At 52.7% G+C, this 12,279-nt stretch carries 13 protein-coding genes; 11 read left to right on the forward strand and 2 right to left on the reverse strand.

Translation table 11 applies throughout. The features are described from left to right. Positions 1–214 precede the first annotated feature (214 nt). Together GQS10_RS18085 and GQS10_RS18090 are read left to right on the forward strand one after the other, a co-directional pair. Positions 215–2,773: a CoA-disulfide reductase gene (locus tag GQS10_RS18085; protein WP_166244818.1), complete on the forward strand. Its 2,559-nt coding sequence runs from the start codon at positions 215–217 to the stop codon at positions 2,771–2,773. Positions 2,774–2,786: 13 nt separating this feature from the next. Further along, the gene (locus GQS10_RS18090) at positions 2,787–3,047 is read left to right on the forward strand and encodes a metal-sensitive transcriptional regulator (RefSeq protein WP_166244820.1); all 261 of its coding nucleotides are present in this window, start codon (positions 2,787–2,789) and stop codon (positions 3,045–3,047) included. Between the two features lie 184 nt (positions 3,048–3,231). On the opposite strand, the gene GQS10_RS18095 is transcribed toward GQS10_RS18090, so the two are convergent. Beyond that, on the reverse strand, positions 3,232–4,284 hold the full coding sequence (locus tag GQS10_RS18095; protein WP_166244831.1) for a diguanylate cyclase domain-containing protein: 1,053 nt from the start codon (positions 4,282–4,284) through the stop codon (positions 3,232–3,234). A gap of 1,081 nt (positions 4,285–5,365) precedes the next feature. Between GQS10_RS18095 and GQS10_RS18100 the strand changes: the two genes are divergently transcribed. From GQS10_RS18100 to GQS10_RS18130, 7 genes are all read left to right on the forward strand, one after another. Continuing rightward, the gene (locus GQS10_RS18100; RefSeq protein WP_341805097.1) at positions 5,366–6,010 is read left to right on the forward strand and encodes a pectate lyase; all 645 of its coding nucleotides are present in this window, start codon (positions 5,366–5,368) and stop codon (positions 6,008–6,010) included. Positions 6,011–6,180: 170 nt separating this feature from the next. Next, the gene (locus GQS10_RS18105) at positions 6,181–7,071 is read left to right on the forward strand and encodes a hypothetical protein (protein ID WP_166244834.1); all 891 of its coding nucleotides are present in this window, start codon (positions 6,181–6,183) and stop codon (positions 7,069–7,071) included. A gap of 367 nt (positions 7,072–7,438) precedes the next feature. Next, positions 7,439–7,891 (forward strand): MarR family winged helix-turn-helix transcriptional regulator, encoded by a 453-nt coding sequence (locus tag GQS10_RS18110; protein ID WP_166244836.1) that lies wholly within the window; start codon positions 7,439–7,441, stop codon positions 7,889–7,891. A 50-nt stretch (positions 7,892–7,941) separates the two neighbouring features. Then, the gene (locus GQS10_RS18115) at positions 7,942–8,904 is read left to right on the forward strand and encodes a ring-cleaving dioxygenase (protein WP_166244838.1); all 963 of its coding nucleotides are present in this window, start codon (positions 7,942–7,944) and stop codon (positions 8,902–8,904) included. Continuing rightward, positions 8,901–9,512, forward strand: coding sequence for an alpha/beta hydrolase (locus GQS10_RS18120; RefSeq protein ID WP_166244840.1), 612 nt, complete (start codon positions 8,901–8,903; stop codon positions 9,510–9,512). Before GQS10_RS18115 ends, GQS10_RS18120 begins: the two co-directional genes overlap by 4 nt. Positions 9,513–9,531: 19 nt before the next feature. Beyond that, a complete protein-coding gene (locus tag GQS10_RS18125; RefSeq protein WP_166244842.1) occupies positions 9,532–10,143 on the forward strand; it encodes a flavin reductase family protein in 612 nt (203 codons plus the stop codon). Between the two features lie 261 nt (positions 10,144–10,404). After that, positions 10,405–10,815, forward strand: a complete 411-nt coding sequence (locus tag GQS10_RS18130) for a VanZ family protein (protein WP_166244844.1) — start codon at positions 10,405–10,407, stop codon at positions 10,813–10,815. 93 nt (positions 10,816–10,908) lie between these two features. Here the strand turns inward: GQS10_RS18130 and GQS10_RS18135 are convergent, their stop codons facing one another. Continuing rightward, positions 10,909–11,214 (reverse strand): hypothetical protein, encoded by a 306-nt coding sequence (locus GQS10_RS18135; protein ID WP_166244846.1) that lies wholly within the window; start codon positions 11,212–11,214, stop codon positions 10,909–10,911. A gap of 97 nt (positions 11,215–11,311) precedes the next feature. Between GQS10_RS18135 and infC the strand changes: the two genes are divergently transcribed. Then, the gene (gene infC / locus GQS10_RS18140) at positions 11,312–11,788 is read left to right on the forward strand and encodes a translation initiation factor IF-3 (protein WP_166244848.1); all 477 of its coding nucleotides are present in this window, start codon (positions 11,312–11,314) and stop codon (positions 11,786–11,788) included. 254 nt (positions 11,789–12,042) lie between these two features. Next, positions 12,043–12,258: a helix-turn-helix domain-containing protein gene (locus tag GQS10_RS18145; protein WP_166244850.1), complete on the forward strand. Its 216-nt coding sequence runs from the start codon at positions 12,043–12,045 to the stop codon at positions 12,256–12,258. The last annotated feature ends 21 nt before the right edge of the window (positions 12,259–12,279 follow it).

Genomic DNA, 12,279 nt, shown 5'->3' on the forward strand with positions numbered 1-12,279 from the left:
AGGAAGAACTCGAAGCACCAACAGGGTTAGCAATTCAGGATTCAAGAACGAAAAGGCTGCTTTTTCCGGTGAAATCACCTGAGAAAGCGGCCTTTTTGTTTTGGATAAAATATTTAACTAGACAACTATATACCCATAGGGGTATATTATACCCGCAGGGGTATTAAATGATTGATTAATAAATGGACAATTTAAAATATAGGAGTGAATTCAAATGAAACGAACGATTGTAATTGTCGGCGGCGTCGCTGGCGGAGCATCCGCAGCAGCACGGCTTCGCAGATTAAGCGAAATGGATGAAATTGTGATGTATGAGCGCGGCGAGCATATTTCGTTTGCCAATTGCGGCCTGCCTTATTATATCGGGGAAGTGATTAGCGACCGCAGCAGGCTGTTGATTCAGACGCCTGAGGCGATGAAAGCAAGACATCAAATTGATGTAAGAGTTCAAACCGAAGTAACGGCGATCGATCGCCAAGCGAAAAAGGTGCTCGCGCGAAACGTCCAGACGGGCGAAATTCACGAGCAGCCGTACGATGTGCTGATTCTATCGCCTGGCGCGAAGCCGATTGTTCCCGAAATCCCGGGATTGTCGGATGCGCAGGCTGTGTTTACGCTGCGCAATATTCCGGATACCGACCGGATCAAGCAGTATGTCGATGAACGCGGACCAAAGCATGCAACGATTATCGGCGGTGGTTTTATCGGGGTGGAGATGGCCGAAAATTTGCGCCACCGCGGTCTTGAAGTGACGCTTATTGAGCGGAATCCGCAGGTGCTGGGCCCTCTCGATATGGAAATGGCTAGGCCTATTGAGGCGCATATGCGGCAAAAGGGCGTGGAGCTTATTTTTAATGACGGTGTGCAAGCCATCGCGAACCAAGGTACAAAGCTTCAACTGCAATCCGGTGAAGAGCTTACGACGGACATGATTATTTTATCGATCGGAGTTCAGCCTGAATCTTCATTAGCACGAGAGGCCGGACTTGAGCTCGGTGTGCGTAATGCCATTAAAGTAAACGAGCAGCTGCAGACTAGCGACCCGTCGATTTATGCCATCGGCGATGCGATTGAAGTGAAGGACGGTGTATTCGGCTTCGAAACGAATATTCCGTTAGCATGGGGAGCGAACCGTCAGGGGCGGCTCGCAGCTGATCACATCAATGGGATGCCGATTTCTTATCGCGGAGCCTATGGAACGGCGATCGTGAAGGTGTTTGAGCTCACGGCCGCAGTAACCGGCAATAATGAAAAATCGCTGCAAAGACAAGGCATTCCCTATGAGGTGCTGCATATTCACCCGGGATCGCATGCCGGTTATTATCCGGGAGCGGCGTCCATTTCGCTTAAGCTTATTTTTGACAAAGCGAGCGGTAAGATATACGGCGCCCAGGCCGTGGGTGCTGATGGCGTGGATAAGCGCATCGATGTCATTGCTACGGCGATGCGCGGGGGGCTAAGAGCGGATGAGCTGGCCGATTTGGAGCTGTCGTATGCGCCTCCTTTTTCATCGGCAAAGGATCCGGTCAATATGGCCGGGTATGTGGCTTCCAACATCATGCAAGGTCAAGTGGAAACGATCCAGTGGCATGAAGTGGACGAGTATGTGCAAAATGGCGGGCTTCTCATCGACGTTCGGGACGAAATGGAGCGGGAGCTTGGTGCGATCCCCGGATCGATCTGCATCCCTGTAAATGCACTGCGTGAGCGCATGAAGGAAATCCCGAAGGAGCGGGAGGTCGTCGTCTCCTGTCAGGTGGGGCTCCGCGGCTACCTCGCGGCAAGAACCTTGAAGCAGCACGGCTATAAGGTGCGTAACGTGGACGGAGGCTATAAAACCTACCGCCTGATGCAGGAGTACGAAAGAGGGACTGGGACTCCAGCTCCGGCAGCTCCAATCGCTCCGACGACGACTCCAGCCCCGGCAGCTCTAAGTGCGCCGACGACGCTATTGGCCGAACCAGCGAACGAACCGTCGAATGCAGCATCCCTTCCTGCTGCAGAAACAGAGCTTCCATCGGATCAACTGCCGATCTTTATTGACGCCTGCGGGCTGCAGTGCCCAGGGCCAATTAAGAAGGTGTATGAGGCTGTGCAGGCAGCAAAGCATGGACAGCAAATTGAAATTCACGCCACCGATTTCGGGTTTGCCGCCGATATCCAGAAGTGGTCGGAGAAAACGGGCAATACCGTAGAAAAGGTGGATACCTCCGGAGGAATCGTCCAGGCGGTCATACGCAAAGGGCGCGATCAGGAGCAGAGCAGCGCCGCCAATGCTCTCGCAGCAGCGGCCAGCCCGTCTCGCGATGGGACGACGATGGTTGTATTCAGCGGAGATTTGGATAAAACGATTGCCGCTTTTATTATTGCGTCCGGTGCGGCGGCCATGGGCAAAAAGGTGACGATGTTTTTCACCTTCTGGGGCCTGAACGTACTCCGTAAGGAAGATGCGCCGACTCCGCCTAAGGACGGACTTGAGGCCATGTTCGGCATGATGATGCCGAAGGGCGTTGGCAAGCTGCCGCTGTCCCGCATGAATATGGGCGGCATGGGAGCGAAAATGATTCGTCATGTGATGAAACAAAAAAATGTGGAATCTATAGAATCGCTGATGCAGGGCGCCATTGCTGCCGGAGTGAAATTGATTGCATGTACGATGAGTATGGATATAATGGGAATCAAACGTGAAGAGCTGATCGAAGGTATTGATTACGCGGGAGTAGCCAGCTATTTAGGCGATGCGGAGGATGCCGGATTGAATCTCTTTATCTAAGGAGAGGGAAACCATGAACTACGATAATGCCTTGAAAAATAGATTGAAGCGGATCGAAGGCCAAATTCGCGGGGTAATCGGCATGCTGGAGTCCGAGGAAGACTGCCGCCAGGTCGTGACACAGCTGACGGCGATTCGCACGGCTGTGGACCGCTCGATCGGCGTAGTGATCGGATCGAATTTGCAGCACTGCATTCAAGAGGAGCTGGAAAAGGGCAATTCGCCGGATCAAGTGATTCAAGAAGCGGTGGAGCTGCTGGTGAAAAGCCGGTAATTTGAGGTTCGGCAGTCGCAGCCTCCGTATGTTAGAACATAAGCTCGCCTTCCAAGGCGGGCTTTACAATACAACGCAGGTCGACGTGAACAGTAAAGATTGTAAAAGCGAAAACACCTCGGTAAGCAGGAAAGGATGGTAATCCAGCCGGCTCAACCGAGGTGTTTTTTGCTATTGGGGGCTTTTACTTATATTCCGTGGTCTGATTCCGCCCTGAGGCTTTGGCCCGGTATAGTGCTTGGTCAGCCTTTTCCAATAATAAGGTTGCTCCATCTTTACTCGAGGGAGTGTCTGCCGCGACACCCAGACTCAGGGTTACATACCGGCTCGTGGATGAGTTTTGATGCGGAATCTGTAGAGAATAAACCTTCCTACGGATTTGCTCCGCAATTTCGACAGCCTCTGTTATATTAAGTCCAGGCAGCAGGACCGCAAATTCCTCCCCGCCGTATCGTGCCGCAAGAAGGTGTGGAAATGAAGAGGCCGAATGAATGGCTTTGGCAACAAGCTTTAAGCATTCATCCCCGTTGAGGTGCCCGTACGTATCGTTAAATTGCTTAAAGCAATCAATATCGATGAGAATCAAAGCAACGGACGACAAGCTTGATAACGCACGTTCCCACTCACATTTTAATTTTTCATCAAAGAGCCTTCGGTTAAAAACTCCGGTCAAACCGTCAAAGATCGATAGGGTATGAAGCTTTTGGTTGGTCTGCTTCAGCTGCTGATTTTTATGCCTTAGTTCCAATTCCGCCATGACCCACCGGCTAAATTCCGATAGTAAGGTAGTGTCATCGGTTTTCCACTCTCTCGTTTTGTAGTCGTATAAGCAGAGGCTTCCTAGCACATTGCCCTTTTCGGACAGAAGAGGGGCTCCTGCATAAAAACGAAATCCGTATTGCTGAACTAGAGGGTTATTTGCAAAACGCTCGTCCTCCAAAGCATCGGGGACCACGAAACTATTTTTGAAAGCGACAACATATTGACAAAAGGAAATATCGCGATCAGTAGTGCGGCTCGCGTCAAGCTCTACGGGAAGCCCAATGCAGGACTTGAACCATTGTTTATCCTCCGTAACAAAGGAGATCACACAAATCGGAACCTGAAACACCTGTCTAACAATGCGCGTGATCCGATCAAAGGACTCTTCAGGCAAAGTGTGGAGAATATCAAGCTCATTTAATTCTTGAAGACGATTTATTTCGTCCGAGAGGGAGGTATGGAATCGCTCTGACATTGTAGATCTCTCCTTCTTTCATATAAGTAATTAGCTTTTGACGGGGATTGAAAGAAAGGCGCTATTTCTAAATCTACAATGCTCTGCCCTAAAAATCACGAAGAATAGACGCGCGTAAAATACTTAGAAAGGGCTAGAATCGCTTAATGAATAATACTTTTTTTGTGAAAAAAGGATTGACGCCCATTGTTTTGCAAATCTATAATGGACATGTAGCTGGAAATATATGTTTAATTCAGCTAAGTATCGCGCATTAGGAAATCGGTTCCCTTTTTATGTATCCGCTTTCTTTTTGCGCGCTTGCGGGGGGGTGAATGAACGGTTAGGGTATTCAGATACGAATGTCTGGTGTGTAGAAGCTTCTCTCGTCTCATGTGACCTGTGATGCAGTGACAAGGGTAAGAGCAGTGCTGACTCCGTGAGTTCGTCATATTTAAATCAAAAGGAGGCTATTTTGATGAAGAAGAAGATGATCAAGAAGTCGTTGTTATCTATGCTGGCCTTGGCGGCTGCGGTTTCCGGAATGGCGGTTAGCACCGCTTCGGCGGCGGAAGTTATGAGTGATACATTTGATTTTAATACGATAGGGTCGGCTCCAAAGAATTGGTCGAAGAGCAGCTCGTCCAGCACCTCCGTTACGGTCGAAGCGTTTCCAAATGAGATCGACAAAAGCATGCTGCTGTATGACGGCAGCAGTTCTTCCTATGTGAATGCATATCGGAGTTTCTCGACGCAGTCTTCCGTGGCATCCTATGAGTTTGATTTCTACACGTCGGACACGACAGCAGGCTCGCAATTTGCAATCCGTTCCGGGTCAACGAAAGCAGTGAATGTTTTTGTCGGAAATGCGGGTAGAGAGCTTTATTATGAAAGCGCATCCAATCCAAAGGTGGTTATCGCCTCCGGCTTAGAGGCGAATACCTGGCATAAGCTGAAGATAACCGCCGACCCGGCAACAGATCGGATGAGCATTGCTTTAAACGGCGAGGAGAAGGCCAGCAATTTGCCGTTTACGAAGGAAGTGTCCAGCTTAAACGGAATCTTCTTTGCAACTACCGGTTCGACTAAGCAATCGCTCTACATTAATAATTATACCTCCTATACTGGGGCGACAACACCGGAGCAGCCGCCGGTGGACGGCGAGGTCGTATATGAAACGATCGTCGTTGCGGCGGGAACTACCTTTGACGGTCAGGGTAAACGATATATTGCAGGAAGTACACTGGGTGACGGCAGCCAGTCCGAAGGACAGAAGCCGGTCTTCCGGCTGGAACGCGGTGCGACCTTAAAGAACGTTGTGCTTGGAGCCCCGGCGGCAGACGGTGTGCACTGCTACGGCGACAACTTGGTCGAAAATGTCGTGTGGGAGGACATTGGCGAGGATGCGTTAACGATCAAGGCTAGCGGCACGGTAACAGTGAAAGGCGGCTCAGCGAAGGATGGGTCGGACAAGGTGTTCCAAGTGAACGCGGCGAGCACGTTTAACATCATTGGGTTCAAAGCGGACAATGCCGGTAAATTGATTCGCCAAAACGGCGGTACAAGCTTCAAGGTCGACGTGTTTATTGACCAGAGCGATATTTCCAACATGGATGAATGTATTTTTAGAACCGACAGCAGCGTAAGCACAGTAACTATGACGAACACTCGTTATCACAACGTACCGGAGCTGTTTATCGGCGTGAACGCAAACAATATTACAACCTCGAACAATACCGAGTATTAATAGGGTTGGAGAGTCAAATTAAGGCGCGGAGGGGCATTTCCTTCGCGTCTTTTTGTCATGTGTGTAAATGGACGTGGAACATTTTTTGCTTGTTTTCGTCTATACGTTAATTCAACAAAACATGGTTATGGGAGGGTTAAGTCCCTCGGACCTTACCGGAAAGGACTTCTATGCATAATCGAATAGAGGCAATTACCTATAAAAGAGCTGCCGCGGAGCAGCATTACGCAGGGGCAATGGAGGCGGTTTGTACGCCGCGTACGGAAGAGAGCTTACTGCGCTGCGCTGCATCGTTTACGGCGATGATGGGTGCGCTGGAATCCGCGTTGCAAATCGCACGGGAATGCGCGTTTCAGCAAAGCTCCGGGGATGTACGCGTATTTATGAAATCTCTTGAGCCGGCCGATGCGGAGGAGCTGGGGTATATAGAGCAGTGGGTGGAGGCCAACCGTGCTGACTTTCTGTTTGAGCTGCGCCGCGAGCCGGAACTGCATGCGGTCATTAAGCCTCTCTCCAAACGGCGGGATCGCGGCGCATACCCAGAACGGGAGCTTACTGGTTATGTCGCGAAGGTGAAGGAGTTCGCCGACCGAATGCTGGACCGGCTGCTTGAAATATACCGTCGGGAAAACGAGTCGTTCGATCAGTCCTGGAGAACGATGGATGTGAACCGGGTGACGCTTCTATGTGCCGAATGCGGCGTTATGGTGTCGCAAATTTTACGGCATTTGGGCGATCTGCGTGATGTTGTATTGAAAGAGAAGGAAAGCCTGCTGCCGCGTTTTGCTTATGTGTACGGCCATGAGCTGATCCGTGCCAACCTGCTTCCTTACGGCGGGGCGAATGAAATTACCGCGGAAGAGTACATTGTCCATATCGGGGCGCTGGACCGGCACGCTGTGAAGCAGCCAAAGGAAGCGTCGGGCTGCTGCGGTCCGGACGGCTCCCGGTTCAACGTCTTTTGCATCAACGGGCACGCGATCGGCAGAGAAGCGTCAGATTGTTGGCTGCCGCATTTTATCCGGATACCGGTAAGTGCGGTGCGGAGGTCGGAGGTCTGACGGGCAGGTCAAGACGAAGAGGCAAGAGGAGGGAACCATTCCCGAAAGAAGCATGGACAAGCCCAGCAGGAACAATAACGTGCATCAGTTTCGGAAAGAGGAGCATGAAGAAGCCTTCAATTATTTTATTCATTCAAGAGGACAGAGGAGTAAGCCACGGCGGGGGAAGGCTCCTCTGTCCTTTTTTTCGCGGGATGTGTGGAGCTGTAGTCGGTTATGCTGGTATGTTTCGGAAGATGATATCAAATACTTTGGGTACAGTTATGGTTAAAAAAGGGGAGCTGCCAGTTGCATGTAAATCGACAAAAGGTTATAATCATCTCAAATTTAAGATATTTAATATTGAGATAAATTTCGGGGGTAGACCATGAGCGAGCAGGAGCTGTCGTTAAAGCTTTTTGTCGTGCTTTCCAAAGCATATAAGGTCGTGATGGAGAGTGCGGTAAAGGATATGAAAAAGCACGGGCTTTCGGCCACGGAATTTAGTGTGCTGGAGCTGCTTTATCATAAAGGCAGATTCCCGCTGCAGCAAATTGGGGAAGCCATCCTCATTACAAGCGGCGGCATTACATACACCATCGATAAGCTGGAGGCCAAAGGATATCTGAAGCGGGTGTCCTGTGAGGAAGACCGTCGGGTGACGTATGCAGAGATGACTCCGCAGGGCCAGGAGCTGCTGCAGTCGATTTTTCCAGAGCATGCTGCGGTAATCGATTCGTTAATGGCTGGAGTTACCGCTGAGGAGAAAGAAACGGCGATTACCTTACTGAAGAAGCTGGGATATGCCGCGAAACAGCATAAACGGATCAAGAAAACGTAACCGGATCAAGAAAGACATCACCGGACAAAGCAAATATAGGAGGCGAATTCATGACAGAGAAGGCGGCCCAACGAACGGCGGGCATTCATCATATTACAGCTTTTGTCGGCGGCCCGCAGCGTAACGTAGATTTTTATGCGGGTATTCTCGGATTGCGTCTTGTGAAAAAGACGATTAATTTCGATGCGCCGGAAGTGTATCATTTGTATTTTGGCAACGAGGTGGGGAGCCCAGGGACAGCGATTACGTTTTTTCCGTGGGAGCAGGGAAGGAAGGGCCGCGTCGGCGGAGGTCAAGTCGGTTACACTTCTTACGCGGTTCCGCCAGGAACGCTGACCTTCTGGGAAGAACGGCTTGCCAAGCTTCAGGTTCCGGCTAAGCGAGCGACCCGATTTGGTGAGACGTATTTACAGTTTGAGGATTACGACGGGCTGCTGCTGGAAATCGTGGAGCGGGAGCAGGGTGAACCGAGCAAGTGGTCTTTTGGCGGCGTGCCGGCTGATAAAGCGATTAAAGGCTTTGGCGGAGCACTGCTGTATACGACGGCACCCGAGAAGACGGCGCATGTGCTTCAGCATGTGATGGGTATGGAGAAGGTTGCGGAGGAAAACGGGCTGATCCGTTTCCACGCGGCAGGTGACCTTGGCAATGTCATCGATATCAACGCAGCCCCGATGGGCTGGGGCAACGGCGGAGCGGGAACCGTCCACCATATCGCGTGGAGGGCAAAGGACGACGAAGACCACCTGCTGTGGCGCGAGCGGGTGCAGCAGGCTGGATTTCAGCCGACACCGGTTGTCGACCGGCAGTATTTTAATGCGATTTATTTCCGCGAGGAAGGCGGAATTTTATTTGAAATCGCGACGGATCCGCCGGGCTTCACGCGGGATGAGCCGTTTGAGACGCTGGGCGAAAAGCTGATGCTGCCGGATTGGTATGAGCCTCATCGAGACAAAATTCAGCAGGGCTTGGCGCCGATTGAGGTCAGAGTATTGGAGGCGGATAAGCAATGAAGCATCTATTTCAGCAGGGTGCCGATCAAGGCGGTATAACGCTGGCATTGTTCCACGGCACGGGAGGCACGGAGCGGGATTTGCTGCCGCTGGCCGAGCGGATCGATCCGGCGGCATCGATTCTCAGCGTGCGGGGAAATGTGCTGGAAAACGGCATGCCGCGATTTTTCCGGCGGCTGGCGGAAGGTGTGTTTGATGAGCAGGATCTCGTGTTCCGCACCGGCGAGCTGAATGATTTTCTAACGCAGGCATCGGCGGAATACGGCTTCGACCGGGCGAATGTTGTTGCCGTCGGCTATTCGAATGGAGCGAACATCGCGGGAAGCTTGCTGTTCCATTATCCGAACGCGCTGCGTGCGGCGATCCTGCATCATCCGATGGTTCCGCGCCGCGGGCTTCAGCTGCCGGATATGACCGGTCTGCCGGTGTTTATCGGTGCGGGCCGGAACGACCCGATCTGCTCCCCGCAGGAGACCGAAGAGCTGGCAGACCTGCTGCAGAATGCGGGAGCTTCCGTGCACATACACTGGGAGCATGCCGGTCATCAGTTGACCGGTACGGAGGTTGCGGCTGCTGCGGAATGGTACCGTCAGCAGATTAGAGGATAAGGAAGGTGGCAGGCGAGTCATGCTGCGAATCGATCCGGAAAGTCAGAGCGAGCGGGAAAATTACCAGCTGCTCATATCCAGCGTAATTCCGCGCCCTGTGGCGCTGGTTACGACGCTGACGGCGGAAGGCGTTCTTAACGCTGCGCCGTTTAGCTATTTTAGCATTGTGTCCGCGAAGCCGCCGATGGTCTCGGTGGCGGTGCAGCGGCGCGGAAGCGAGCCGAAGGATACGGCGCGCAACGCGATGCAGATTGGCGAGTTCGTCGTGCATGTGACGGACGAAGCCAATGTGGAGCTGGCGAATCGGACGGCCGCGAACTTCGGGCCGGACGAAAGCGAGGTGGCCGCCGCCGGGCTGACGGCGGTGCCGAGCAATGTGGTCCGCGTGCCGGGTGTCGCCGAGGCGCGTATCCGCATGGAATGCGTGCTCGAGCACGCATTCCCGCTCGGAGGAGCGGCGGCGCAGCCGGCCTGCGATCTGCTGATCGGGCGGGTCGTCTGCTTCCACGTCGCGGAAGAGATATGCGTCGATGGACGCATCGACCCGCACCGGCTCCGGCCGGTGAGCCGCTTAGCCGGCAGCAGCTACGGGAAGCTAGGCGAGCTCTTCGAGCTCGAGCGTCCGCAATAATAGAGAAAGCCGCCGGGATCGGGCGGCGGATCTGCAGGAGAGAGGCGAAGCATTGTTGCATCGCTCCTCCTCCTTTGCAGATTGCGCCCCAATCCCGGCGGCTTTTCTTGTTTGAACGGGAATAAATGAACATTAATGATATGGATTGCTTGATTTGTTAGCACGAATCATGAATCCAGCGTTAAGTAAGCTGTGTCCCAGAATTTTTTACAAATGCAGTCCCTTGCGGTAAAATTCCTTACAAAGCGAGGGATTTCATACATGAGATTTAATGGCTGGTGGGCCGCCGTGATCGTATGGTGCGGGGTCATCTTTTATTTTACGGCGTCTCCGGCGTTTACCGGGGACAACACGCATTCTGTAATTCAGCTGCTGGCAGGCTTGCCGGCGCCGATTGCGGACACGATCAATTTGATCGTCCGCAAATGTGCGCACGCCACGGCGTTCGGCCTGCTGGCGGTGCTGGTGTACATGGCGCTGCGCCGGCAGAGCAAGCGGGCCGTGCTTTGGGCATGGGGCTTCGCCACGTTATACGGCGCAAGCGATGAATTTCACCAGAGCCTTGTGCCGGACCGTGGGCCGTCGATCGTCGATGTCGGGATCGATTCGGCCGGGGCGCTGTTTGCCGTTCTGCTTGTGTCCGCTATTTTGAAGTGGAGGAAGCGGGCATGACGCGGCCGAACAACGAAAGCAAGGGCGGCTTCGTTGACGGCAGCTGCTCCCGGCTTCGTTCGGTTTTATAATCGCAGATCGGCATAGCGCAGCTTACTTGCGCTTCGGCCGCTTGTTGATTTCTTCGGTCACGACGAAGGCAAGCTCTTCGTTGCCAAAAAGCGATAAGACTCCGAGCAGCGTGCTGTCCGGGATGTCGCCGGCTTCGTCCTTCGATACCGTCAGCTCGATCGCCTGCTGCAGAGCAGGATTTGCGGCTTGATCCGGATAGGCGAGAGCGTAGAGCGCATGAGGATCGAGGTCGTGATTGATGCACCACTGCGCAAAAACGAGGATCATCATTTGCTCGTCGCGCTGGTAGCTTTGGATAATGCGGTCTTCGGTTTCTTTCGAGTTCAAGGGAAACAGGCTCCTTTTGTATCGTAGGTTGTTGATTGTACTATGCAGTCCTTACGTAATTAGGCTTCATTATAACGAAAGATCAGGTGGATATACAATGCTGATTATGAATGAGAAAATTAAAGCCTCGGAGGTACAGCTGACGGGGCTGGACGGCGAGGATTTGGGCATTGTGCCTACCTCTGAAGCGCTCGCCCTAGCGAAAAAGCTGAAGGTGGATTTGGTCTGCACGTCGCTGATGAGCAGCCCGCCTCCCTGCAAGCTGATCGGGGCCGGTGCGGCCAAGCAGCAGGCGCAGCAGGAGAAGAAAAAGGAACGTGCGCCTAAGGTAAAGGAGCTGCGCCTCACCCCTCATATCGAGGAGCATGACTACGATACGAAAAAACAACAGGCGGAACGGATCCTGCGCTCCGGCGATTCGGTCCTGCTGGTGGTGAAGGTGCAGGGCAAGGAGGGGCAGAAGGCGAAAGAACTGCTGGAACGATTGGTTGCCGATTTATGCGGACTGGGCAAGAAAGCAACAGGCCTTCAGCTGAGCGGCAAGCAGGCCGCTGTTCAAGTAGATCCGCTCTAACGGTTGATTTCAGGGCAGAGCAGAGCTGAGCAGATCAGGGTAGAGTAAAGTAAGCGGGCCATTGAGCAAGGTCTAGCAGGCAAGACATAGGTATACAAGCTGCGGCAAAGCTGCAGGCCGCTAACTGTGAGCACGGGGCTGACGCAGATTGGATTGTGCTCTGCGCGTTAAGCTCCCCGGCCTGTACCTTTGTGTGATCGCCCTTCCTATTGGTTACAATGGAGCTATAACCTAACTGTCAGGAGGATGCGGTCATGAAATATGATCTCGGGAGATGCTTGCTGGAGGAGCGCCTGCAGCTTGCGGGAATGACGAAAGAGCAGCTGGCGCAAGCCCTTCATTATAAGCCGGAGAGGCTGTCCGATTACATGGAGAATAAGCGGGTAATGCCGCTAAAAACTGCGATTTCAATCGCCGATACGCTTCGCTGCGATACGCGGGATTTATATGAGCTTACCGTCATTACGTAATTTGAGGTGTTGGAGGAGTTT

This window comes from Paenibacillus turpanensis (genome assembly GCF_011421635.1).
Lineage (GTDB): Bacteria > Bacillota > Bacilli > Paenibacillales > YIM-B00363 > Paenibacillus_AK > Paenibacillus_AK turpanensis.

Bases quoted from the DNA above. Each gene is read 5' to 3' on its own strand.
- GQS10_RS18085 (WP_166244818.1), top strand. From the start codon at position 215: ATGAAACGAACGATTGTAATTGTCGGCGGCGTCGCTGGCGGAGCATCC.
- GQS10_RS18090 (WP_166244820.1), top strand. From the start codon at position 2,787: ATGAACTACGATAATGCCTTGAAAAATAGATTGAAGCGGATCGAAGGC.
- GQS10_RS18095 (WP_166244831.1), bottom strand. From the start codon at position 4,284: ATGTCAGAGCGATTCCATACCTCCCTCTCGGACGAAATAAATCGTCTT.
- GQS10_RS18105 (WP_166244834.1), top strand. From the start codon at position 6,181: ATGCATAATCGAATAGAGGCAATTACCTATAAAAGAGCTGCCGCGGAG.
- GQS10_RS18110 (WP_166244836.1), top strand. From the start codon at position 7,439: ATGAGCGAGCAGGAGCTGTCGTTAAAGCTTTTTGTCGTGCTTTCCAAA.
- GQS10_RS18115 (WP_166244838.1), top strand. From the start codon at position 7,942: ATGACAGAGAAGGCGGCCCAACGAACGGCGGGCATTCATCATATTACA.
- GQS10_RS18120 (WP_166244840.1), top strand. From the start codon at position 8,901: ATGAAGCATCTATTTCAGCAGGGTGCCGATCAAGGCGGTATAACGCTG.
- GQS10_RS18125 (WP_166244842.1), top strand. From the start codon at position 9,532: ATGCTGCGAATCGATCCGGAAAGTCAGAGCGAGCGGGAAAATTACCAG.
- GQS10_RS18130 (WP_166244844.1), top strand. From the start codon at position 10,405: ATGAGATTTAATGGCTGGTGGGCCGCCGTGATCGTATGGTGCGGGGTC.
- infC (WP_166244848.1), top strand. From the start codon at position 11,312: ATGCTGATTATGAATGAGAAAATTAAAGCCTCGGAGGTACAGCTGACG.
- GQS10_RS18145 (WP_166244850.1), top strand. From the start codon at position 12,043: ATGAAATATGATCTCGGGAGATGCTTGCTGGAGGAGCGCCTGCAGCTT.